The sequence below is a fragment of the Robbsia andropogonis genome (assembly GCF_000970345.1).
Lineage (GTDB): Bacteria > Pseudomonadota > Gammaproteobacteria > Burkholderiales > Burkholderiaceae > Robbsia > Robbsia andropogonis.
Window position 1 is genome coordinate 73,746 of the sequence record NZ_LAQU01000020.1, and the last position, 24,190, is coordinate 97,935.

The 24,190-nt window shown below is 61.3% G+C and carries 22 protein-coding genes; 3 read left to right on the forward strand and 19 right to left on the reverse strand.

What is annotated here, in order from left to right; genetic code table 11:
* The first annotated feature begins 254 nt into the window (after positions 1-254).
* Positions 255-1,871, forward strand: a complete 1,617-nt coding sequence (locus WM40_RS17585) for a PA0069 family radical SAM protein (protein WP_236693575.1) — start codon at positions 255-257, stop codon at positions 1,869-1,871.
* A gap of 25 nt (positions 1,872-1,896) precedes the next feature.
* Here the strand turns inward: WM40_RS17585 and WM40_RS17590 are convergent, their stop codons facing one another.
* Positions 1,897-2,394 carry an Lrp/AsnC ligand binding domain-containing protein gene (locus WM40_RS17590; RefSeq protein ID WP_024901610.1) on the reverse strand — a complete coding sequence of 166 codons (498 nt, stop codon included), beginning with the start codon at positions 2,392-2,394 and terminating at the stop codon, positions 1,897-1,899.
* A 170-nt stretch (positions 2,395-2,564) separates the two neighbouring features.
* On the opposite strand from WM40_RS17590, the gene WM40_RS17595 reads away from it, so the two are divergent.
* Positions 2,565-3,854: a D-amino acid dehydrogenase gene (locus WM40_RS17595; protein ID WP_046153519.1), complete on the forward strand. Its 1,290-nt coding sequence runs from the start codon at positions 2,565-2,567 to the stop codon at positions 3,852-3,854.
* Positions 3,855-3,936: 82 nt separating this feature from the next.
* Here WM40_RS17595 and WM40_RS17600 read toward each other — a convergent pair whose 3' ends face one another.
* From WM40_RS17600 to WM40_RS17630, 7 genes are all read right to left on the reverse strand, one after another.
* Complete coding sequence (locus WM40_RS17600; RefSeq protein WP_024901612.1) at positions 3,937-5,913, reverse strand: acyl-CoA dehydrogenase; 1,977 nt, start codon at positions 5,911-5,913, stop codon at positions 3,937-3,939.
* 110 nt (positions 5,914-6,023) lie between these two features.
* Positions 6,024-6,968, reverse strand: coding sequence for an electron transfer flavoprotein subunit alpha/FixB family protein (locus WM40_RS17605; protein WP_046153520.1), 945 nt, complete (start codon positions 6,966-6,968; stop codon positions 6,024-6,026).
* Between the two features lie 2 nt (positions 6,969-6,970).
* Positions 6,971-7,720 carry an electron transfer flavoprotein subunit beta/FixA family protein gene (locus tag WM40_RS17610; RefSeq protein ID WP_024901614.1) on the reverse strand — a complete coding sequence of 250 codons (750 nt, stop codon included), beginning with the start codon at positions 7,718-7,720 and terminating at the stop codon, positions 6,971-6,973.
* 214 nt (positions 7,721-7,934) lie between these two features.
* A complete protein-coding gene (locus tag WM40_RS17615) occupies positions 7,935-8,741 on the reverse strand; it encodes a MetQ/NlpA family ABC transporter substrate-binding protein (protein ID WP_046153521.1) in 807 nt (268 codons plus the stop codon).
* A gap of 28 nt (positions 8,742-8,769) precedes the next feature.
* Entirely contained in the window at positions 8,770-9,423 is a 654-nt protein-coding gene (locus WM40_RS17620) for a methionine ABC transporter permease (RefSeq protein WP_024901616.1), read from the reverse strand.
* Entirely contained in the window at positions 9,416-10,447 is a 1,032-nt protein-coding gene (locus WM40_RS17625; protein ID WP_024901617.1) for a methionine ABC transporter ATP-binding protein, read from the reverse strand. Before WM40_RS17625 ends, WM40_RS17620 begins: the two co-directional genes overlap by 8 nt.
* A 283-nt stretch (positions 10,448-10,730) precedes the next feature.
* Positions 10,731-11,735 carry a histone deacetylase family protein gene (locus WM40_RS17630; RefSeq protein WP_046153542.1) on the reverse strand — a complete coding sequence of 335 codons (1,005 nt, stop codon included), beginning with the start codon at positions 11,733-11,735 and terminating at the stop codon, positions 10,731-10,733.
* Between the two features lie 175 nt (positions 11,736-11,910).
* Here WM40_RS17630 and mltB point away from each other — a divergent pair, with 175 nt between their 5' ends.
* A complete protein-coding gene (gene mltB, locus WM40_RS17635) occupies positions 11,911-13,011 on the forward strand; it encodes a lytic murein transglycosylase B (RefSeq protein WP_046153522.1) in 1,101 nt (366 codons plus the stop codon).
* A gap of 52 nt (positions 13,012-13,063) precedes the next feature.
* Here the strand turns inward: mltB and cysM are convergent, their stop codons facing one another.
* The 11 genes from cysM to WM40_RS17690 form a co-directional block, all read right to left on the reverse strand.
* Positions 13,064-13,966 (reverse strand): cysteine synthase CysM, encoded by a 903-nt coding sequence (gene cysM / locus WM40_RS17640; RefSeq protein ID WP_024901619.1) that lies wholly within the window; start codon positions 13,964-13,966, stop codon positions 13,064-13,066.
* Positions 13,967-14,191: 225 nt separating this feature from the next.
* Entirely contained in the window at positions 14,192-14,446 is a 255-nt protein-coding gene (locus tag WM40_RS17645) for a ComEA family DNA-binding protein (protein ID WP_024901620.1), read from the reverse strand.
* Positions 14,447-14,813: 367 nt separating this feature from the next.
* Positions 14,814-15,809, reverse strand: coding sequence for an ADP-glyceromanno-heptose 6-epimerase (gene rfaD, locus WM40_RS17650; RefSeq protein ID WP_024901621.1), 996 nt, complete (start codon positions 15,807-15,809; stop codon positions 14,814-14,816).
* 30 nt (positions 15,810-15,839) lie between these two features.
* Positions 15,840-16,904 carry a D-glycero-beta-D-manno-heptose-7-phosphate kinase gene (gene rfaE1, locus WM40_RS17655; protein ID WP_081764730.1) on the reverse strand — a complete coding sequence of 355 codons (1,065 nt, stop codon included), beginning with the start codon at positions 16,902-16,904 and terminating at the stop codon, positions 15,840-15,842.
* 40 nt (positions 16,905-16,944) lie between these two features.
* A complete protein-coding gene (gene lapB, locus WM40_RS17660; RefSeq protein ID WP_046153523.1) occupies positions 16,945-18,120 on the reverse strand; it encodes a lipopolysaccharide assembly protein LapB in 1,176 nt (391 codons plus the stop codon).
* Between the two features lie 14 nt (positions 18,121-18,134).
* A complete protein-coding gene (locus tag WM40_RS17665; RefSeq protein WP_024901624.1) occupies positions 18,135-18,443 on the reverse strand; it encodes a LapA family protein in 309 nt (102 codons plus the stop codon).
* A 294-nt stretch (positions 18,444-18,737) separates the two neighbouring features.
* Positions 18,738-19,061 (reverse strand): integration host factor subunit beta, encoded by a 324-nt coding sequence (locus tag WM40_RS17670; protein ID WP_024901625.1) that lies wholly within the window; start codon positions 19,059-19,061, stop codon positions 18,738-18,740.
* 49 nt (positions 19,062-19,110) lie between these two features.
* Positions 19,111-20,817: a 30S ribosomal protein S1 gene (rpsA, locus tag WM40_RS17675; protein WP_024901626.1), complete on the reverse strand. Its 1,707-nt coding sequence runs from the start codon at positions 20,815-20,817 to the stop codon at positions 19,111-19,113.
* A gap of 182 nt (positions 20,818-20,999) precedes the next feature.
* Positions 21,000-21,695, reverse strand: a complete 696-nt coding sequence (cmk, locus tag WM40_RS17680; RefSeq protein WP_046153524.1) for a (d)CMP kinase — start codon at positions 21,693-21,695, stop codon at positions 21,000-21,002.
* Positions 21,692-23,014: a 3-phosphoshikimate 1-carboxyvinyltransferase gene (aroA, locus tag WM40_RS17685; RefSeq protein WP_024901628.1), complete on the reverse strand. Its 1,323-nt coding sequence runs from the start codon at positions 23,012-23,014 to the stop codon at positions 21,692-21,694. The genes cmk and aroA overlap by 4 nt, the downstream gene beginning before the upstream one ends.
* A gap of 47 nt (positions 23,015-23,061) precedes the next feature.
* Complete coding sequence (locus tag WM40_RS17690) at positions 23,062-24,102, reverse strand: prephenate dehydrogenase (protein ID WP_046153525.1); 1,041 nt, start codon at positions 24,100-24,102, stop codon at positions 23,062-23,064.
* Positions 24,103-24,190 lie beyond the last annotated feature (88 nt).

A 24,190-nucleotide genomic window follows, 5' to 3' on the forward strand; every position in this document is an offset into this window, starting at 1 on the left:
GCTGTCGGGCCAGGTCGCGACCGCCGCCGCCAGCCTGCATGGCACCGTACGATTGGCGTCGTCACAACGAAATGTTGCGGCGGTGACACATGTCTCATGGCGATTCCGGCGATCCGCGGCATCAGTCGCCGATCCCCACTGACCAGGCGGAACGCGCCGGCCGAACGACCGATGCCGTACCGAGGACTTGCGAAAAATACTGTATACCCATACAGTACTCAAAAGGCCGCGACATATTGCTGGCGCATTGTTGCATGTCTTTCAACACGGATGCGCTGCAACCAGCCTGGGACATGCCGCCGACCACTGGTATCCCAGGGTGGCATCGCGTTATCACGTACCGGCGCCTTACCATCACCGATATATCAGACATGCCTCATCGCCCCGCGCATATGACGCCGCCCCGCTCAAATGCCATCCGGTACGACACCGAGGCGGGCCGGGAGACGGCCGAAGACGATATCGGTCGCGCCGTACCGACTGGGCGCGCGAATGCGGCTCACGCCATTGCGTCGCATGGCGGCACGGGGGGCACGCCTTTCCATCCAGACAGAGGCAACACGATAGCGCGTGGGCGAGGCGCCGTCAGTAACCCGGTGCCGCGATTTCAGGGTTGGTCACGCGAGGCGGATGCGCACTGTCGGCACGATGACGAGGGTCGTCCGTGGGACGCGGCCGAAGGCGGCATCGACGACGACGCTGCCCATGACACCCGGTCGGCGCACGTTTCGTCAACCGACCATCATGACCGCGGTGGTGCACCACAGGACGGTGACAATGACATCAAGCATGTTCGCGACACCGCAAATGCTTCTCGTGAAAAGCCGATGATCCGGTTGCACACGATGGTGACCACGGAAACGGCGCGCACCATCATCGCCCGCAACACCTCTCCCGACGTGCCATTCGATCGCTCACTGAATGCCTATCGTGGTTGCGAGCACGGCTGTGTCTACTGTTTCGCCCGCCCCACGCACGCCTACCTCGATTTGTCACCGGGCATCGACTTCGAAACCAAGCTCTACGTGAAAACGAACGCGGTCGAGAAACTACGCGAAGCCTTCGATAAGCCCGGCTATCGCGCCGATGTGCTGGCGCTCGGGGCCAACACCGACCCCTATCAACCGATCGAGCGCACCTACCGCATCACGCGCGAAGTACTGGCGCTGGCCGAGGCTTATCGGCATCCCATCGCGATCACGACGAAATCCGCATTGGTGGTTCGAGACGCCGACATTCTCGAGCGGATGGCGCGACAGGGACTGGTGCGGGTGTTTATGTCCGTAGGCACGCTTGACGCGGAGATTGCGCGGAAACTCGAACCACGCGCCAGCACGCCGTCACGTCGCATCGAGGCCATTCGCCAGTTGCACGCGCGTGGCATTCCCTGCGGTGTCGTGGTGGCGCCGGTGATTCCCGCGCTGACCGATTTCGATGTCGAACATGTCATCCAGGAGGCGGCGCGTGCCGGTGCGCAGCATGCCGGCTATGTCATGTTGCGGCTGCCACTGGAAGTGCGGGATCTGTTTATCGCCTGGCTTGAAACGCACTACCCGGATCGTCGTCGACACGTATTGAGTCTCATCGAGCAGATGCGCGACGGACGGCATAACGATGCGACCTTCGGTCAGCGAATGCGTGGTACCGGGTTGTTCGCCGAACTACTGGCCCAACGTTTCAATATGGCTTGCCGTCGCCATGGTGTGAATGTGTCGCGGCCACCGTTGCGCTGTGATCTGTTTGCCGGCAGTCCCGCACGACTCGACGCACTGGCACGGCAGGAAAAACACCAGCGCCCTATCCGAAAGCAAACGCAAGCAAACGCGACCGCGATCGCCCCGTTGGTCCATCCTCAGATGAACCTGTTTTGAAGACACCGTGCAGGCGATCCGGCGCTTACTCGGATCGCTCGGCGATGGGAATGACAAGCGTCTCCTTGACCTCTTCCATCACGACATAGCTCTTTGATTGCGTCGCGCCCGGCAGTTGCAGCAATACATTGCCGAGTATCTTCCGGTAATCGGCCATTTCGCCTATGCGCGCTTTGATCAGGTAGTCGAAATCGCCGGACACCAGGTGGCATTCGAGCACTTCCGGCACCTTCATCACCTCGCGCCGGAACTTCTCGAACATATTGCCGTTCTTGTGGTCCAACGTGATCTCGACGAACACCAGTAGCGACGCACCGAGTTGCGCCGGGTCCACGCGCGCGAAGTAACCAATGATCACGCCATCGCGCTCCATCCGCTTGACGCGTTCGATACACGGCGTGATCGACAGTCCGACCTGCTCCGCCAGGTCCTTCATAGCCATGCGCCCGTCTTCCTGCAGCAACGTCAGAATACGTCGATCGATCCGATCGAGTGTACGAACGGCTTTATGTTGGGTACGCATGGGCGGTGTCGGAATGCGAAGAGCGGGAATGCGCGAATAATTGCTGAAAACCGGCAACTATTCAATAACAAAATCCGTGAATCTAGAAATAGTATAGCGACAATTACTAATGAATCGCCATGCCCCTCGACGTCCGCAGGGCATGCGGAAGATCTCCAACGGATGCCGCGATGAAAATCATCGTTCTTGGCGCGGGTGTCATCGGGACAACCAGCGCGTACTACCTGGCCCGCGCCGGCCACGACGTCACGGTCATCGACCGTCAACCCGGCCCGGCGCTGGAAACCAGTTTCGCCAATGCCGGTCAGATTTCCCCAGGCTATGCGTCCCCTTGGGCGGCGCCCGGCGTGCCACTGAAGGCGATTAAATGGATGTTCGCCAAGCATCCGCCACTGACCATCCGCCCGGACGGTACCGCCGCCCAATTGCGCTGGATGTGGCACATGCTGACGCAGTGCACGGCCGATCGTTACGCCGTGAACAAAGGCCGCATGGTCCGCCTGGCGGAGTACAGCCGGGACTGCATCCGCGCATTGCGTGACGAGACGGGAATCCAGTACGAGGGTCGCCAGGGCGGCACGTTGCAGTTGTTCCGCACACAGGCGCAGTTCGACGGTGCGGCGAAAGACATTCAAGTCTTGCGCGACGCGGGTGTCCCTTTCGAATTGCTCGAAGGCACCGCACTGGCGCAAGCCGAACCTGCGTTAGCGGCGGCCATCGGCAAGTTGACGGGCGGCTTGCGTTTGCCAAAAGATGAAACAGGCGATTGCCAGTTATTCACGACCCGCCTTGCCAGCATGTGCGAAGCGCACGGCGTGACGTTTCGCTATGACACACCCATCGAGGCCCTGGCGCTCGCCGGCGATACGGCGATCGGCGTGCAATGCGGGAACGAACTGGTGCGTGCCGACAAGATCGTCGTGGCGCTGGGCGCGTTTTCCACCGGCTTCATGCGTGGTCTCGTCAACGTGCCGGTGTATCCGCTGAAAGGCTATTCGATCACCGTGCCGATCACCAACGCCGCGCACGCGCCGGTATCGACGGTGCTGGACGAAACCTACAAAATCGCCATCACCCGTTTCGACGACCGTATCCGGGTAGGTGGCATGGCGGAGATTGTCGGTTATGACCGCACGTTGCGGCCGGCACGGCGCGCCACGCTGGAGATGTGCGTGAACGACCTGTTCCCCGGCGCCGGCAATACCGCTGAAGCCAGTTTCTGGACAGGTTTGCGGCCCATGACGCCGGACGGTACCCCCATCGTCGGCGCGACACCGGTACGCAACCTCTTCCTGAACACCGGACACGGGACGCTCGGATGGACGATGTCGTGCGGCTCGGCACAATTGCTCGCCGACCTGATCAGCGGGAAAACGCCGGAAATCGCCTCCGACGACCTCTCGATCTTCCGTTACTTGCGCGAACCCGCCCCACCGCGTCCCCGGCCTGCTTTCGCCTGACGTCTTTCGCCGGCGGCCTGGGCAGCCCTTCGCGACGGACCGCGGCAGGACACGGGCTGCGATCCGGTTTTCGCCTGGTCGATCAAAGCCAGTCGTCCGGCAAAGCGTAGATACCTTGATCGCCTCGCGTACTGACGATGGCGATCCGCCACGCGGATGTCCGGGGCATGACCTGTTCGGCAAAGCAACGCGCCAGCGCGCGCTTCGTCTCGGCAAATGCCGGCCCCACGTCGAACGCCAGCGGCGCGTCCCGTCCTGTATCTGACTTCTCGGCACCGTCCATGAAGCCATCGTCGAGGCCCGCGGCAAGCAATGCGGCACGCGCCAATTGCCATCCCGACAATGTCACGCCCGCGAGTTGCAGATAAGCGACGCTTCCCGCATAGGCGGCGGCAGGATCCGTCTGCGCGGCATTGACGATGAATTCGACAACGGCGGCATAGGCGTCGCGTGCCTGCGACAACTGCGCGGCAATCGACGACCACGCCGCGGCGGCCGCACCGGCATCGCGGCCGCCGGCAGCATGCAGCGCCGTAATGCAAGCATCGATGCACGACAGCCAGTGCCCGGCCGCGGCGCCCTCGTCCCGTACGGTCTTCCGGCCAACGAGGTCGTTTGCCTGGATTGCGGTGGTTCCTTCATAAATCGGCAGAATGCGGGCATCTCGCAGATATTGCGCAGCGCCCGTCTCCTCGATAAAACCCATCCCACCGTGTACCTGGATACCAATATTGGCCACCTCCACGGCCATCTCGGTGGACCAGCCCTTGATGATCGGCACCAGATAATCGTATTGCACCTGCGCGGCCTGACGCACGCCCGCATCAGGATTATGCTCGGCGTGGTCGCCTCGGCTGGCGGCAAACACCGCCAATGCACGCGCCGCTTCGGTCATCGCGCGCATGGTCGCCACGCTGCGTCGCACATCCGGGTGCGCGATGATGGTCCGCTGCGTGGCGGCTGCGTGGCGCGTATCGGTCGCCGCGGCGCGCGAATCCGGCGCAGCCGCCTTCGACGCATCATCGGCGGGTGTCTCCACCGGCTGCCCCTGTACGCGCTGCATTGCATACGCGCGCGCCGCCTGTGTCGCGCGGTCAGCCAGGCCGATGCCCTGCACCCCTACGCCAAACCGGGCCGCGTTCATCATGATGAACATCGTCTGCAACCCGTGGTTCGGCTTGCCCAGCATTTCCCCCCATGCACCGCCGTGATCACCAAACTGCAGCACTGCCGTCGGGCTGCCGTGAATGCCGAGCTTATGCTCGATCGACACGCAACGCACATCGTTACGCACACCATCGCCGAGTGCCATGGCACTGGCCGGTTCCGCGTTGATCACCGCTTCGTCCGCGGTAAGCAGGAACTTGGGCACGAGAAAAAGCGATAAGCCTTTCACGCCGGGCGGAGCATCGGGAAGGCGCGCCAACACGAGATGGACGATGTTCTCGGCCATGTCATGGTCACCGTACGTGATAAAGATTTTCGTACCGAACAGTCGATAACTACCATCTTCCCGCGGCTCGGCACGGGTCCGCACTCGCGCCAGGTCGGAGCCGGCCTGCGGCTCGGTCAGGTTCATCGTACCCGCCCAGGTACCCGCCACCAGCGGCGGCAAATAGCGCGCCTGCTGATCTTCGCTGCCGGCCGCCAGCAACGCTTCGATTGCCCCGTCGGTCAACAGCGGACACAAGGCAAATGACAGGTTTGCGGCGTTCCACATCTCAAGGCAAGCGGTGGCAAGCACGCGCGGCATGCCTTGGCCACCAAATTTCTCCGGATGACGCAGGCCCTGCCAACCGCTTTCCGAAAATTGCGTAAACGCCTCACTGAATCCAGGCGACACCTTGACGCGATCACCCTGAACAACGGGTGGTGTGCGATCACCGACGGTATTCAACGGCGCCAATACGCCATTGGCGAAACGCGCCGCCTCGTCCAACACCGCGGCGGCGGTATCCGGCGTAGCTTCCCCGAATCCCGGCAAGCGGGCAATGCGTTCCAGGCCGCCCACACGCGTCATCAGGAACAACATTTCTTCTACCGGCGCCTGATACTCCATGCTTCGTCTCCTTCAAAAATAAAAAAAGGGACCCATACGGGCCCCTTCGTCTTTTTATTGTTGTTGTCCGTGGTGACGGCCCAGCCACACCCGAACCACCATCGTCGACGTTACAGCGCCTTGACCAAGGCCGGTACTGCTTCGAACAAATCGGCGGTCAGACCGTAGTCGGCCACGCCAAAAATCGGCGCTTCCGGGTCTTTGTTGATCGCGACGATCACCTTCGAATCCTTCATCCCGGCCAAATGCTGGATCGCACCGGAGATGCCCACGGCAACATACAACTGCGGCGCGACGATCTTCCCGGTCTGGCCCACCTGCGAGTCGTTCGGTGCAAAACCCGAGTCCACCGCCGCACGCGATGCGCCCAGTGCCGCGCCCAACTTGTCGGCCAATGGTTCCAGCACGCTATGGTAGTTCTCGGCGCTGCCCATCCCCCGGCCACCCGACACGACGATCTGCGCCGATGTCAGTTCCGGGCGCTCAAGCTTCGTCAACTCACGGCCAACGAATTGCGACACGCCGGCATCACCGCCGGCGGCGATGTTTTCCACCGTGGCGGTACCACCGTCCGCTGCGGCCGCGTCGAAGCCCGTACCACGGACCGTAATGACCTTGACCGCATCAGCAACCTGCACCGTCGCGATAGCCGCGCCGGCGTAAATCGGGCGCTCGAACGTATCGGCGCTGACAACCGCCGTGATGTCAGACACCTGTGCCACGTCCAGCTTCGCGGCGATACGCGGCCCGATGTTCTTGCCATACGCCGTGGCCGGCAGCACGATATGCGAATACGCCCCGGCAATGCCCAGCACCGTCTTCTCGACGTTTTCGGCAAGGCCGTCCTTTAGCGAGGTATCGTCGGCCAACAGCACCTTCGCCACCCCGGCAATCTTCGCCGCCGCATCGGCCGCAGCGCGCGCATCGGCACCCGCCACCAGCAGATGGATATCGCCACCGCCGGCCTGTGCGATCTGCTGTGCCGCCGTCACGGCGTTCAGCGTCGCGCTTTTAATGTCACGATTGTCGTGTTCCGCGATCAACAGAATCGTCATGATTACAACACCTTCGCTTCGTTCTTCAGTTTATCGACCAACGCGGCGACGTCGGGTACCGTGACCCCGGCCTTGCGTTGCGGCGGCTCGGATACCTTCAGCGTCTTCAGGCGCGGCGCGACATCCACGCCCAGCGCATCCGGTGTCACCGTCTCGAGCGGCTTCTTCTTCGCCTTCATGATGTTGGGCAAGGTGACGTAGCGCGGCTCGTTCAAGCGCAGGTCCGTCGTCACCACCGCCGGCAGTGACAGCGACAGCGTTTCCGCGCCACCGTCCACTTCCCGCGCGACCGTCACGCGACCATCGGCCACGGTGACCTTCGACGCGAACGTCGCCTGCGGCAGGTTCGCCAGCGCCGCCAGCATCTGGCCGGTCTGGTTCGAATCGTCATCGATCGCCTGCTTGCCCAGAATCACCAACTGCGGCTGTTCCTTGTCGACCAGCGCCTTCAGGATCTTGGCGACAGCCAGCGGCTGCAATTCCTCGGTCGATTCCACCAGGATCGCGCGGTCCGCGCCGATCGCCAACGCGGTGCGCAGCGTTTCTTGCGACTGGGTCACACCACACGACACGGCGACGATCTCGGTAACCACGCCGGCTTCCTTCAATCGGACCGCTTCCTCGATGGCAATTTCGTCGAATGGATTCATCGACATCTTCACATTGGCAATGTCGACACCCGTGCCATCGGACTTCACACGCACCTTGACGTTGTAGTCGACCACGCGCTTGACGGGCACCAAGATTTTCATGCAGACGCTCCTCGGCTCAGAACAATCACGAACGATCGTTCTATTCTATATGGGAAAACTTCGAAAATTCTACCGCCGTCACTGATACTGCACTCTAGTGAGGGGATTTACTACGGAATAAGACTGCCGCACCCATCGGGCGATCACCGGTCACGGTCACGCATCCCACGGCGGAAACCCACGCCAGGCGGGCTTTCCAGTGCTATTCGCGACATTACCACGCGGTGATGACGGAGCCCTTGAACGTGGTTGTCACGAATTGTTTCACTCCCGGCGACCGGTAAGCCTTTACCAACTTCGCGACCCACGGCTTATCCTTGTCCTGCGCGCGCACGACCAGCACGTTCGCATACGGGCCGGTTGGCGGGTCCAGCTCGATCGCATCCCTTGCCGGCGACAAGCCTGCTTCCAGCGCGAAGTTTGTGTTGATCGCGGCAATATCCACGTCATCCAGCGAATGCGGGATCTGCGCGGCGTCCAATTCAACGAATTTCAGCTTTTTCGGATTCTCGGCCACATCGATCGATGTCGCGGACAGGCCCGCCCCCGCACGCAGCTTGATCAGTCCCGCCTTTTGCAGCAGCAGGTAGGCCCGACCACCGTTGGTCGGATCATTCGGCAAGGCGACGCGCGCGCCCGACTTCAACTCGGAGAGCGATTTGATCTTGCGCGAATAAATGCCCATCGGAAAATTAATCGTCTGCGCCACGCTGACCAGCTTGTAACCGCGGTCGCGTACTTGCGCGTCCAGGTACGGCTGGTGCTGATAGCTGTTTGCATCGATATCACCGGCCGCCAGCGCCGCGTTCGGCTGTACGTAATCGCTGAATTCGATGATCTTCAGATTCAAGCCTTCATGGGCGGCTACTTTCTTGACCTGCTCCATGATCTGCGCGTGTGGTCCCGCCGTGACACCAATTTTAATGGTCTCATCAGCTGCCATGGCGTGCAGTGCGGCGGTGGACAATGCCATCGCTGAAACAGTGGTCGCGATCAACTTGCAGAGAGAACGGCGTTGCATGGGCGGTTTGCCTCGTATGGGTAATGGATTACTTATGGCTCAAGCGGCGCACCAGCCAGTCACCGGCGGACTGCACCAGTTGCACGAAGACGATCAGAATCAGCACCACCGCCACCATCACGTCCGGCTGGAAGCGTTGATAGCCATAGCGGATACCCAGGTCACCGAGCCCTCCCCCCCCAATCGCGCCGGCCATCGCGGAATAGCCCACCAGGCTGACGAAGGTGATCGTCAGACCCGCGATCACGCCAGGCCAGGCCTCAGGTAACAGCACCTTTGTCACGATCTGCCAGTTGGATGCCCCCATCGACTGTGCCGCCTCGATCAGGCCCCGGTCGACTTCACGCAATGCCGTCTCCACCAGACGCGCGACAAAAGGCGCCGCCGCGATCGTCAACGGCACGATGGCCGCCGCGGTCCCGATCGATGTCCCGACGATCAGGCGCGTGAACGGGATCACCGCCACCAGCAGGATGATGAATGGCGTACTGCGAACGGCATTGACGATGACACCGAGCACGCCATTGACAGCGGCATTCGACAACACACCCTGGCGGTCGGTCAGATACAGCACAATGCCGATGGGCACGCCCACCGCGGCACCGATCACGCCGGAAATACCGACCATGAACAACGTTTCCCAGAACGACGAGAGGAACAGGTCATACATTTGGCTAAGCATGCGACAACTCCTCGACGATCACGCCGCGTGTCCGCAGCGACGCCATCGCTTCGGCCACGGTTCCCGGTGCACCGCTGGCCAGCACCGCCAGCGAACCGAATGCCTGGCCCTGGATCTCGGCGACCTGACCGTGCAGGATCGTGATATCGATCGCGAAGCGACGAATGGTTTCCGAAATCACAGGCTCACCCACGCCGTCGCCGGAAAAAGCCAGGCGGAACAGGTGATCGCGACCCGCCACCAGTTTTTCGCCGATACGTGCCTTCAGTCCCGGCGGCAGTTCTTGCGCAATCACGTCTCCGATCATCGCGCGTGTGACTTCGTGGTGCGGCTGCAGGAACACGTCGATGACCCGGCCGCTCTCCACGACGCGGCCCGCGTCGAGTACGGCGACGCGGTCGCAGATATGCCGGATCACTTCCATCTGGTGCGTGATCAGGACAATGGTCAGTCCCAGTTCCTTGTTGATCTTGCGCAGCAGGTCGAGAATCGAGCGCGTCGTCTCGGGATCGAGCGCAGACGTCGCCTCATCACAAAGCAGCACCTTCGGTTGACTCGCCAACGCGCGCGCAATGCCCACGCGCTGCTTCTGACCACCACTGATCCGTGAGGGATAGCGGTCGCGATGACCGTTCAGCCCGACCAGTTCGAGCAACGGCGTGACCGTCTTTTCGATTTGCGCTTTCGAGATGCCGGCCAATTCCAGCGGCAGTGCCACATTCCCGTAGACGGTTCGCGAGGACAGCAGGTTGAAATGCTGGAAGATCATGCCGATGTCGCGACGCGCGGCACGTAACGCATCCGGCGACAACGCAGTCAAGTCACGCCCGGCAACGACGACCCGTCCTTCGGTGGGCCGTGTCAGCAGGTTCATCGTCCGCACCAACGTGCTCTTGCCGGCACCGCTGCGGCCGATGATGCCGAACACTTCGCCGGCTGCAATCTTCAGGTTGATGGCGCGCAACGCCTCCACCGGGCCTTTTGAGCCGGGAAAGCGTTGCGTCAAGTCCGATATGTCGATCATGAAACGGTCTGTTGGCGACACCGGCAAGGCTTCACGCACCGCGTGCCACCCGGCGTGGCACCGGAGCGTATTGGTGCATGGGGTTGGTGTCATGCAGGATTGGCACAGGCGGCGGCAGGGACCGACGAAGTCCATGCCAGCCTGTAAAAGACCCGCATTCTACCTTGCGCAAACCTGACCGATCAGAAACGTTCGCCATCAGCATATAAGCAAAAACTATGAACCGAGACAATTTGACGCTGCAATCCGGACCTTATCGGCGGGCCATACCCCGGGAACCCGTCTATAGATTGGCCATTGCCCTGAGATGAGCGACCACGCTACGCCCCAACGCCGAAAAAGCATAGCCACCCTCGAGCACGCTCACGATGCGGCCGGCAGCATATTGCATGGCGATGTCGCGGACTTTTTCGGTCACCCAGGCGTAGTCGGCCTCCACCAGCGCCAGCCCGCCCATCTCATCCTCCCGATGGGCATCGAAACCGGCGGAGACAAACACCATTTCCGGTGCAAAAGCCTGCAGTCTGGGCAGCCAGTGCGTCTGCACGGCGTCACGGAACGCCGCCCCATCGGCGCCGGCGGACAACGGCGCGTTGACGATGTTCGAGGCCGGTCCGGGCACGCCGCAGTGAGGATAGAAAGGATGCCGGAAGGTACTGCACATCAACACGCGGTCGTCGCCGGCAAAGATCGACTCGGTGCCGTTGCCGTGGTGCACATCGAAATCGATGATGGCGACCCGTTGCAAACCTCGTTCCGCCAATGCGTGGAGTACGGCAACGGCCACGTTATTGATCAGACAAAACCCCATCGCCTGATTGCGGGTGGCGTGGTGTCCTGGTGGGCGGACGCTGCAAAAGGCGTTGTCGAACCGGCCATCGAGGACCGCATCGGTCGCGGCCACCGCCGCGCCCGCCGCCCGAAGCGCGGCCTGCCAGGAACCCGGACTGACGACGGTATCGCCATCCAGGTAGGCGAACGTCCCATCCATGGCGGACCGAGGTGACGTTTTCCGTGCGCCGTCCCCTGCTGCCGCCGATGATGGCCCCTGCGGCGTGGCCGACAGCGATGCCACGCACGCGGCAATCCGATCGAGATAGTCGGCGTCGTGGGCGCGCAGCAAGCTGGCGCGATCCGCAAGCGGTGCGCTTTGCGGCAGCCACCACGCGTCGAGCCGTGCCGCGATGACCTGGTCATCGATTGCATGCAGCCGTTCCGGACATTCGGGGTGTCCGGCATCCGTCTGGTGCCGGAGGCAGTCGGGATGCGAAAAGAAAGCGCTGGGCATTGCGGTCTCCAGGGGGCGCGGCCGGTCCATGGCCGGGCACACTCGATGTCGTACGTTATACTCCCAAACAACACCGCAACGATACATGACCATGATCTTGACGTTTCACCGCGGGTTGAGGACCTTCGCGCGCACAACTGCGCCCTGTTCCTCTGGCCGATTTTCCTTGACCGCGATGCGCCTGATGCTGACATGCGGCGTAGCGGCGCTGAGCTTTGCCGGCGCAGCCGCGCATGCGCAAGGCGCACCGGAGGCCACACCGGCGAATGGCCAGATGTTCGAAGAGGAAATCGTCCCGCAACGGTTTGAAAACGACCCGCAAGTCAACGCGTTCATCGACGACCTGGTCGCCCGCTACGATTTCGATCCGGCTGTGTTGCACCAGATCTTCAACCAGGTCAGCTATTCCGCCAGCGCCGTCAAGCTCGTCACGCCCTCGCCAAACCCATCGGCGAAGAACTGGAGCGTCTACCAGCGCCGATTCATCGAACCGATTCGCATCAACGGCGGTGTGAAGTTCTGGCAGGCAAACCGCCAGTGGCTCGACAAAGCGAGTGCACAGTACGGTGTGCCACCGGAAGTAATCGTCGCGATCATCGGCGTGGAAACGCTGTATGGCAAATACATGGGCAACTTTCGCGTACTCGATGCGCTGACGACCTTGGCATTCGACTATCCGAACACGCCGAATCGCAACGACCGGATGCAGATGTTCCGTAAGAATCTGGCGGACCTGCTGATCTGGACACGCGATCAAAATATCGATCCCGCGTCGGTCCAGGGATCGTACGCGGGCGCCATCGGTATTCCGCAATTCATGCCTTCCAGCATTTCGCAATATGCGGTGGACTTTGACAACTCGAACTCGATCGATCTGCGCAGCAGCGCCGCGGACGCGATCGGCAGCGTTGCGAATTACCTGAAGCAAAATGGGTGGGAAAGTGGTCAGCCGGTCATGTGGCGCATCGGCGCGGATGCAGGCAGTCAGGGCATCGCGCAAGCTGCTGCCGACGGGAAGCCGGAACCGCATTGGGCGCTGGGACAACTGACGAAAGCGGGCATGCTGCTCGATGAACCGGACGTTGACATCAACGCGATGCAAGGCACGCCGGTGACGGTCGTCGACCTTCCGACGCCAGGTCAGGCCACGCAATACGCGCTGGGCCTGAACAACTTCTATGTCATCACACGCTACAACCGCAGTTTCTTCTACGCGACGTCGGTCTACCAATTGGCGCAAGCGATCAAGGCGAAGATGCTGGCGAGCGGCGGTTGATCCTTGTGCCATCGCGCCGCCCGCGTATTGGCGGCAAGCGGTGGCGCGTGGATCAGGCAGGAAATACGCCGGTGGACAAGTAACGATCACCGCGGTCGCAGACGATGAACACGATGGTCGCATTGTCAAGCTCGCGCGCCAGCTTCAGCGCGATATGCGCGGTCCCGCCGCTCGAGATACCCGCGAATATGCCCTCGACCGATGCCATCTTGCGCGTCATCGTCTCGGCCTCCACCTGCGATACCGACTCAACCCGATCGACCCGCGCGCGGTCGAAAATCGTCGGCATATACGCTTCGGGCCATTTCCGGATGCCCGGAATACGCGATCCTTCCGCCGGCTGCGCGCCAACAATCTGGATACCATCGTTCTTTTCCTTCAAGAATCGTGATGTCCCCATGATGGTGCCGGTGGTACCCATCGACGACACGAAATGGGTGATGCGCCCTTCGGTGTCGCGCCAGATCTCGGGACCCGTGCCCTCGTAATGGGCGACCGGATTATCCGGATTACCGAATTGGTCCAGGATCACGCCCTTCCCTTCGCGCTGCATCTTCTCCGCTAGATCACGAGCGTATTCCATGCCCCCGCTGACAGGCGTCAACTGGATCTCCGCACCATACGCGGCCATGCTCTGGCGCCGTTCGATCGAAAGATCTTCCGGCATGATCAGGATCATCTTGTAGCCACGCAATGCCGCGGCCATCGCCAACGCGATACCGGTGTTGCCACTCGTCGCTTCGATCAACGTGTCGCCCGGCTTGATGGTGCCGCGCGCCTCCGCCTTCTTGATCATCGACAATGCCGGTCGGTCCTTCACCGATCCCGCCGGATTATTGCCTTCCAGCTTTGCCAACACGACATTGCCGCGCGCGCGTATCTCGTCGTCGACCAGCCGCACCAATTGCACCAGCGGCGTATTGCCGATCGTATCTTCAATCGTTTTGTAGGCCATCATCACGCTCAAATTAGTCCTTGCCACCGTGCGACGATTGTAGCCGATTGAGTCTCGGTCGACCGGCGGCGCGACGCGCCCATAAAAAAAGCGCGATCGGTTGGCTAGACCAATCACGCTTTTTTCCTATTCCTGACAGGCAATCCCCTGCCAGGAATAGGGAGATAGGGTGCTAAGACCCAAGTGGCGTCAACACGCCACCTGATTGTTTAGCCGTTCGGGATATCAATCGAATGTCGCGCCGGACTCCGCAATGCGGTTGACCATCTTATCGCCGATTCCACGTACACGCGTCATATCCTGGGCGTCGGCGAAGCGTTGCTTCTCCCGCTCTGAAATGATGGCCTGCGCCAATTTCGGGCCAATGCCGGTAACGTGCTTGGCAATATCCTCCGGACTGGCCGTATTCATATTCACGGCCCAGGCCATGGACGCGGTGGATGCAAACACTACGGCGGCGGCCAGCAGTTTTTTCAACATGGACTTTTCCTCGTGTAAAGAACGCAGATTTCAGCGCTGGATTAGCGATTAGTCTGCATTTCTAACTTTACAGAGCGTGGAGTGAGGCCTAAAGCTAACTAAAAAGCATAGGAATTGATAACACATGCATCGCAAAAAAGCATCGTCACCGCATGATGATCATGCGACAAGGAACCGTCGAAGAAACGCTGAAGGACCGCGCGTCTTTGGGGCTGCGCCGCGAAGGCGATACGCGAGGGGGGAGAATGAAGACATGTGTGACAATGCACACTAGACGATGTGCTGCTGAAAAAAGGCAGCGCATGGCATAACCGCGAGCATCGCGCGCGGGAGAAGCGCGCTTGTGCTGACAAGACAACGAAGTGCCTTACTTGACCGTGGCCGACAACCATTCTACATACCGGGAGACACCCTGCTCCACGGTCAGGAATGGCTGATCGTACCCCGAACCCCGCAATGCACCGATGTCAGCCTGCGTGAAGCATTGATATTTACCACGCAATGCGTCCGGGAAGGCGACATACTCAAGCAAGCCAGCGCTGACCAGCTCTTCGAGGCTCATCGGAGCATGGCCGTCCTTGGCGCGAAGCGTATTCACGACCGTTCGCGCGATATCGTTGAACGGCTGAGCCGCGCCGGTGCCAAGGTTGAAAATCCCCGACTTCGACGGATTATCGAAGAAGAACAGATTGACCTTGGCCACATCTTCCACCGACACGAAGTCGCGTGTCTGTTCGCCGGCTGCATAGCCGTTGTACTCACCGAACAGGCGAACCGAGCCATTTGCACGGAACTCGTTGTAATTGTGGAAGGCCACCGACGCCATGCGCCCCTTGTGCGACTCACGCGGCCCGTAGACATTGAAATAGCGGAAACCGGCAATCTGGCTTTGTGCCTGCGGCAGTTTCTGGCGCACGATCTGGTCGAACAGGAATTTCGAATAGCCATACACATTCAGCGGCTTCTCAAACTCGCGCGATTCGACGAAAGTCGTCGAGGCGCCATAGGTCGCGGCCGACGATGCATACAGAAAGGACACGCGCTGCGTCAGGCATGCGTCGAGCAGTGCACGCGAATAACGGAAATTGTTTTCCATCATGTAGCGACCGTCGGTTTCCATCGTATCCGAACAGGCACCTTCGTGGAAAATCGCGCGAACCTTGCCGAACTCGCCTTTCGCGAAGCGCGCCACGAAATCCTGCTTGTCAAGATAGTCGCTTATTTCGCAATCGACGAGATTATGAAATTTATCGGCACGGGTCAGGTTGTCCACCGCGATGATGTCGCGTTCACCGCGCGCATTCAGCGCCTTGACGATATTGGCGCCAACAAAACCGGCCGCACCGGTGACGATCAAAGTCATGGGAATTCGCGCTCAGAAAAGACAAAAATATCAGACTGGAAACAATTCGTCGTACTCGACGGTCGCCGTACCCAGCTTGCCGACGACGATGCCGCCCGCACGGTTCGCCATCCGTACCGCCTCGACCAATGGCAAGCCGGCACCCAGCATCACCGCGAGCGTGGCGATCACCGTGTCGCCGGCACCGGAAACATCATACACTTCGCGCGCTTGCGCCGGCACGGAGACCGGCGGCTGCGCGGTGAACAGCGTCATGCCATCTTCCGAGCGGGTGAGCAACAACGCGTCCAGCGCGAGGTCGGCACGCAACGCGTCGACCTTTGCGAGCAATTCCGCTTCGGACGACCAACCGCCCACCACCTGTTGCAGCTCGGCGCGATTTGGCGTCAGCAGCGTGGCACCGCGATAGCGCGCCCAGTCGCTTCCCTTCGGGTCGACCAGCACGGCCTTCCCCGCCGCGCGCGCGCGGCGGATCATTTCGCCGACGTGCGTGAGACCGCCCTTCGCATAATCGGACAGCACTACGACACCGGTATTCCCCAGCAATGCGTCGAAACGATCAAGGCACGCCAGCAGCACCTCATGCCCCGGACTGCTCTCGAAATCGACACGCAGCAACTGCTGCTGCCGGGCGAGAACACGCAGCTTAATGGTCGTCGGCAAGGCGGCATCACGTTCGATATGCGCGGTGACCTTGCTCTCGGCCAGTAATTCGATGATGCGCTGACCGGGCTCGTCATTGCCGATCACGCATAGCAGCCCGCCTTGGGCGCCGAGGGCCGCAACATTGCGCGCCACGTTTGCCGCGCCGCCGAGCCGTTCCTCGATGCGCTGCGCCAACACCACCGGAACCGGGGCTTCCGGGGAAATACGGTTGACGTCGCCAAACCAATAACGATCCAGCATGACATCGCCAACCACCAATACCGACGCGCGCGCCAGGGTCTCGCGGGTTGCCGAGACCGTGTCCGATGGCGCGGGCGCGTCGGACGACGTGACGGCGCTTTCGGTCAGGACCGCCGCCGCATTGGGCGAATCAAGGCGCACCGGGCGGTCGCCAGGCACGGACAACGAAGAAGACGTAGTAGAGGACATCGACAAACAATCCGATCAGGGATGGTCAGCGGCCAGCGCTTCAAGCGCTACCGGCAAGCGACTCGGAACGCCGCGGCACATAACTTTCCCAGTGACTGCACCCGGGGCATTGCCAATAAAACAGGCGCGCGCGGAAACCGCAATTGCCGCAAGTGTAACGCGGGAGATTGCGCGTACGTTGCTTGATCAGGTTTCGCATCAACGTCAGCTCTTTCGCGCGAGCCGGATCGCTGGTGACAATCTGCGCATCAAGCAGCAACAGCGTGGCGGCGGCGCTCGGTGACTGCTCCATCTGGCGCAGAGCCAGCGCATGCGCCTCTTCCACCCCACCGGTCGCCATGACATGTTTGTATGCGGTATCGAGCAAATCCACACTTGGATGCGCATCGAGATACCCCACCAGACGACGCGCGCCTTCGGCGGCACGGTCAGCCGCGCCATAGGCCTTCATCATCGGCTCCGCGACCAGCGGCAGGTATACCGGGTCTTGTGCCTCCACGCGGCTGTAGCAGTCGATGGCGTCGTCGGTACGGCCCTCGGCGGCCGCCAGATCCCCTAGAAGAATGGTTGCCCGGACGTTCGCGGGGTTCACATCGAGCGCCTGCCCCAAAGCCTCGCGCGCCGCGTCGCGCTGGCCACGTTGCAACGCCTCGAACGCAATCTCGCAATGGAACTGGGAAATTTCTCTTTTCAGTGACGGCACGCCCGACGCCTCGAGCGCGTGCGCGGCCGTGATCGACCGGCGCCATTCCTTTTCGATCTGGAAAATCGTCAGCAGCGCCTTTTCCGCCTCCGTGCGGTAGAGACCGGCGTCGATCTGGCCGAAGGTCTGTTCCGCACGGTCCAGCAACCCTGCCTTCAGGAAGTCCTGCCCCAATTCATACAGCGCGTGGTCGCGCTCATTGACCGGGAGATCTTGGCGATTCAGCAGATTCTGATGCACGCGAATCGCGCGCTCCGTTTCGCCGCGCCGACGAAACAAGCTGCCCAACGCAAAGTGCAGTTCGGTGGTTTCCGGGTCCAGCTTGACGACCTCGATAAATGCATCGATCGCCTTGTCCGGTTGTTCGTTCAACAGGAAATTCAGGCCGCGGAAGTAAGATCGCGGCAAATTAGCTGCATCAGACAACAAATGCTTCAAATCGAAGCGGGCAGCGCCCCATCCCAGAAAGAACATCGCGGGGATGACCAGCAGCCACCAGAAATCAAGATCCATATCTCAGACTGTCATCAAATGATCGGCGGCATGGGCGGCACGTCGTGCGGTACCTGAACCGTACTGGTCTGCTGCTCGCGGAGCGTCTTTACCTCGCGACGTAGCCGCGACAGCTCGCGTCCTCGCCGCATCAGTCCCGGCAACGCGGCGAGCACACCAGCCAATGCCCCCACGACGAAGAACAGCAGGCCCACCACGATCATCGGCGCGTTCCAGACATAGCCCGCCAGCAGATTCAGTTGGACATCCTGCAGATTCCCGAGCGCCAGGACCAGGAACACCACGAAAATGATGAGTCGAATCAGCCAGACGATGAACTTCATATACCCGCGCCCTCGAAGGTGAGTCAGTGTGACGTCGTTATTGTAAAGGAAGCGGCCCGCGGAGGGCCTGGAATGATGGCCAGCCCTGCGCGCAAACGCATCGCTCCAAAACAAAGAGGCGCCCGAAGGCGCCTCTTTGGCTCGCTCCCACCAGCGTCAAGTGTTACCGGCGGAGACTAAGGAACAGCTATCGGCGGGTTCGCGTCAGATGCCGCACCGCCGTCCGGCCGTGTCGCGTATTACATCGCACCTGCTCAAGCAACATGCGGTAAAAACACAATCGAAGCAGTTAACTCAAACCTCGTCGTCGTCTTTCGACGCCTTCAAAGGCTGATCGGCACCCCTATCCACGCGCTCGCGCAACTCTTTACCAGGCTTGAAGTGGGGGACGAATTTCTCCGGCACCAGCACTTTCTCACCCGACTTCGGATTGCGACCTTCACGCGAGGGCCGGCGATTCAACGCAAAGCTGCCAAATCCGCGAATTTCGATACGATGTCCGCTCGCCAACGCGTCGGACATCGCATCAAGCATCGTCTTCACCGCGAAGTCCGCATCCTTGACGACAAGTTGCGGAAAACGCGACGCCAACTGGATCACCAACTCCGATCTCGTCATTCCCTACTTTACCCCGTTCGCTGAGTCGCTTGATGGCTATGGTGCTGCTTTACTGACCCTGGCCGTCCAGCTTGGCCTTGAGCAACGCACCCAGATTCGTCGTACCAGCAACCGAGCTGTCCGCTTGGAACTTCTGGACCGCTTCCTGTTGCTCGGCCGAATCCTTCGCCTTCACGGACAGGCTGATACCACGCGACTTGCGATCGACGTTGATGATGACCGCCGTCACTTCCTCGCCTTCCTTCAACACGTTGCGCGCATCTTCCACACGGTCTTGCGAGATTTCCGAAGCACGCAGGTAACCTTCAACTTCCGCCGACAACAGCACGACAGCACCCTTCGGGTCCACTGCCTTCACGGTGCCCTTGACCAGGGAACCCTTGTCGTTCATTGCCACGAAGTTGCTGAACGGGTCGCCTTCCATCTGCTTGATGCCCAGCGAGATCCGCTCCTTGTCCACGTCGATACCCAGCACGATCGCGTCCACTTCGTCGCCCTTCTTGTACTTGCGAACCGCTTCCTCGCCGCTCTCGTTCCAGGACAGGTCGGACAGGTGGACCAAGCCATCGATGCCGCCCGGCAGACCGATGAACACGCCGAAGTCGGTGATCGACTTGATCGCGCCATGCAGACGGTCGCCCTTCTTGTAGTTGCGGCTGAAGTCGTCCCACGGGTTCGGCTTGCATTGCTTCATGCCGAGGCTGATACGACGACGGTCTTCGTCGATCTCCAGCACCATGACTTCGACTTCGTCGCCCAACTGCACAACCTTGTTCGGCGCGACGTTCTTGTTGGTCCAGTCCATTTCGGACACGTGAACCAAGCCTTCGATACCCGTTTCGATCTCAACGAATGCACCGTATTCGGTGATGTTCGTAACCTTGCCGAACAGACGCGTGTTCGACGGGTAGCGACGGGAAATACCTTCCCACGGATCATCGCCCAGTTGCTTCATGCCCAGCGAAACACGGTTCTTCTCTTGGTCGAACTTCAGGACCTTGGCCGTGACGTCTTGACCGACCGACAGCACTTCGCTCGGGTGACGCACACGGCGCCACGCGATGTCGGTGATGTGCAGCAGGCCGTCGATACCGCCCAGATCCACGAATGCGCCGTAGTCGGTGATGTTCTTGACCACGCCGTTGACGATCGCGCCTTCCTTCAGCGTTTGCAGCAGCTTCGCGCGCTCTTCGCCTTGCGTCGCTTCCACGACGGCACGGCGCGACACCACGACGTTGTTACGCTTGCGATCCAGCTTGATGACGCGGAATTCCAGCGTCTTGCCTTCATAGGCCGTCGTGTCCTTGACCGGACGCGTGTCGACCAACGAACCCGGCAGGAACGCGCGGATGCCGTTGATCATCACCGTCATACCGCCCTTCACCTTGCCGGTGACCGTGCCGGCAACGATCTCGTCGTTGTCCAGCGCCTTTTCCAGGCCCAGCCACGATGCCAGGCGCTTCGCCTTGTCGCGCGACAGGATCGTGTCGCCATAGCCGTTTTCCAGCGCATCGATCGCGACCGAGACGAAATCGCCCAGCATCACTTCGACTTCGCCTGCGTCGTTATGGAACTCTTCGATCGGGATGTACGCTTCGGACTTCAGGCCGGCGTTCACCACAACAAAGTTGTGGTCAATACGGACGACTTCGGCCGAGATCACTTCGCCGGCGCGCATGTCCTGCTTGGTCAAGGACTCTTCGAACAGGGCGGCGAAGGATTCGGTGTTGGGGGTTGCGGTTTGGAGGTCGGACATAAAATGGTTTGACACCCCGGTTTTTGCCGCTACGTGCGGATCATGACGACCGGGATAAGGGCCATCCAATCCTGACACGGGCTTACAGCGACATCGTGACGCGGGGGGGTTAAAGGTTAAAAACAAGTGACCGGCCTATGCCGGTGTTTCCAGGTACGACTGACTGCACTTTTACCTCGGGTTCAGCCGGCGCAAGCCGCCTTGAACCAATTCAGCACCCGCTGGACCGCTTCATCGATACCCATTGACGAGGTATCCAGCAAATGCGCATCAGGCGCGGGCCTCAACGGCGCGACGATACGGTGCATGTCGCGCGCGTCGCGCTCCCGCAAATCCTTTAGCAGGTCATCTATGTTAACAGAAAAGCCTTTGTTGTTCAATTGTTTATATCGACGTTCGGCACGGGCCTCGACGCTGGCGGTCAAGAAGATCTTCACACCCGCCTCTGGAAAGATCACCGTGCCCATGTCGCGACCGTCGGCAACCAATCCCGGTGCGGTGCAAAACGCGCGTTGACGCGTTACCAACGCCTCGCGAACCGGGCCGTGAACGGCAATACTGGACGCCCGCACACCAATCGCTTCCGCGCGAAGCGCGTCGGCAACGTCGCTTCCATCCAACAGAATCTCACTATCGGTAAAACGGATAGGCAGATTTTCCGCGATCCGCACCAATGCGGCGACGTCGTCCACCGCCACGTTGCCGCGCACGCTTTGCAAGGCAACCAGCCGGTATAGCGCGCCGCTGTCGAGCAGATGGAAACCGAGCGCCGCGGCAACCCTGGCCGCCACGGTGCCCTTGCCGGACGCGGTAGGCCCGTCGATCGTGATCACCGGCACGCCCGCCGCATCGTCCGGTCCGCGTTGTGTTCCGTTCATGCGACCACCACCTTGGCAAATCGGTCGAAGTAGTCCGGGAAGGTCTTCGCGACGCAGTCCGGGTCGTTGATGGTAACGCTGACACCCAGCAGGCTTACGAGCGAGAAACACATGGCCATCCGGTGGTCGTCGTACGTATCGATGGCCGCCCCATCCAGCAAGCGTTCAGGCGGGATCACACGCAGCCAGTCCTGGCCTTCCTCCACCGCCGCGCCCACCTTGCGCAGTTCGCACGCCATCGCGGCGATGCGATCGGTTTCCTTCACGCGCCAACTGCCGATGTTGCGCAGCGTCGATGGCCCGCGCGCATGCAACGCCGCAACCGCCAACGTCATTGCGGCATCGGGAATCAAGTTGCAGTCCATGTCGATCGGTTCCAGCAGACCGTCATCGGACGATACACCGCGAACCTCGATCCAGGTGTCGCCCATCATGACGTTCGCGCCCATTTGCGTCAGCGCATCGGCAAAGCGGACATCGCCCTGAATGCTCTCGCGGCCCACGCCTTCCACTCGCACCGGCCCGCCACCGAGCGCACCGGCCGCCAGAAAATACGACGCCGACGACGCGTCCCCTTCCACGTCATAGATGCCGGGGGAGTGAAAACGGCTGGCCGCGCGCACGCCAAACCCGGACCAGCCGTCGCGCGTCACCGTCACACCGAATCGCGCCATCATCCCCGTGGTGATTTCCACGTACGGTTTCGAGATCAACTCACCGTCGACAAATACCCGGACGGTCTCGTCCGATGCCGCCTGTTCGGACAACCGCGGCAGCGACAACAGTAAGGCCGTCAGGAATTGGCTCGATACGTCACCTCGAACGCGAATCTCACGGGTCGTGCCGGCACCCGCAAGATCGCCCGGGCGGATATGCAGCGGCGGAAAGCCCGGAGTGCCGAGATAATCGATTGCCGCACCGACGCCGACCAGACCCTCGACAAGATCGCCGATGGGGCGTTCGTGCATCCGCTTGATGCCGCTGACGCGATAGTCGCCGCCGTTCAACGCCAACGCCGCGGTGAGCGGACGGACGGCAGTTCCGGCATTGCCGACGAAGATATCGGCGTCGCGAACAGGGAATCCGGCCGGATTGCCCTGAACGACAATCGCATCACCCTCGTGGCGCCAGACGATGCCAAGCACACGCAAGGCTTGGAGCATCACGCGGGTATCGTCCGAATCCAGCAGATTACGCAGGCGCGTCTCACCATCCGCCAACGCCGCCATCAGTAATGCGCGGTTAGAGATGCTCTTCGAGCCGGGCAAGACCACGCTGCCCCGCGCTGCCGATGCGGGGCCCAGTACTAGCTGCTTCATGTTCTCTCTACGATACTTGACGGGCAGGCAAGCCTGCCACGTGAGGGTTATGGGTTCTTGGCGGGCGTCTGATCCCCGCGCATCGTCCATGCCGCGCGGGCGTCCCGCGCCCGTTCGAACAACGCTTGGGTCTGCGCCGTCGCACCGGAATCGATCGCGGCGCGCAAGCGAGCCAATACGGACGAATAGGCATCGATCTCCGCGAGGATCGCGTCGCGATTTGCCACACAGATATCGCGCCACATGTCGGGGCTTGATGCGGCAATCCGCGAAAAATCGCGAAAACCGGTGCCGGCGAGCGCGAAACGCTGCGCCGGGTCCGTGGTTTCCAGCATATGCGTGATGTAGGCAAAAGCAAGAAGATGCGGCAAATGACTGACACTGGCGAACACCGCGTCGTGGGTGGCCGCGGGCATCGTATGCACCCGTGCGCCAATTGCCCGCCACAAAGCGGTGACGACATCGGTTGGTCCGGCGTGCTGTCCGTCGATTGGACAGAGGATCACGTCACGCCCGACAAAAAGATCCGCCCTGCTTGCCTCGACACCACTGCTGGCCGCTCCGGCAATCGGATGTCCGGCGACGAACCGTCCGACCAGCGGACCGAGTGTCGCCGCCGCCGCCGCGCAGATATCCTGCTTGGTGCTCCCGACATCGGTCAGCACCGCGTCCGCACGCATCATGGCGGCGATGCATCGGAGTAATCCCACACTGGCCGCCACCGGCATGCACAAGACGATCACGTCCGCCTGCCCGACTTGCTTCGACAGCGACGTGCCCTCGGCCGCGGTGATCGCGGGCGGCGCGTTGTCAGCGGCCGCGCGGCCGCCTGTCGACGACGTGACGCCCGGCGCGGCCGCTGACGATGCGCCATCGAAGACAACGCCTTCATCGATGACGCCTAATGCACACGCACGGGCCAGCGCCGCCGGGTCGCGATCGACACCGACGATCCGTCCCGCGCCGCGAATCTGTCCCTGCCGGTGCGCGTCGCGCGCGGCGCGCGCCAAGGAACCGCCGATCAAACCGACGCCACACACAAGCAGCGTGTCGAAACGGGCGATATCGGTATCGTGCTGGTTACTCACTCCTGGCGCCTATTTCGACCGCGGATAGGAACCCACGATCCGCACGAATGCGGCCTGGTCCGTCAGCGCGTGCAACGCATCGGCAACC